1 pseudogene is annotated in these 310 nt (G+C 64.8%); it reads left to right on the plus strand.

From position 1 onward, the window contains the following. Nucleotides 1-310, plus strand: a pseudogene (locus tag IFT82_RS20395) (IS5 family transposase); the annotation flags it as partial.

The raw sequence follows: 310 nt of genomic DNA on the forward strand, positions 1-310 counted from the left end.
GTCTGTGGGTGCTGCGCTCTGGCGCACACTGGTGTGACCTGCCTGAGCGTTACGGCAAGTGGAAGACGGTGCATCGGCGCTTCAGCCGCTGGTGCCATGCCGGCGTCTGGGAACGGGTGTTCGAGGCGCTGACGGCCGACCGGGACAACCAGTATCTGATGATCGACAGCACCATCGTTCGCGCCCACCAGCAGGCAGCGACCGGAAAAGAGCCTGTGCTGAGCCTGTCGAAGCAGGGGCCACGGATCAGGCGCTGGGGCGTTCCCGAGGCGGACTGACGACCAAGATCCACATGCTCGCCGATACGTTC

It is taken from the genome of Sphingomonas sp. CFBP 8760, from assembly GCF_014841615.1.
Taxonomy (GTDB): domain Bacteria; phylum Pseudomonadota; class Alphaproteobacteria; order Sphingomonadales; family Sphingomonadaceae; genus Sphingomonas.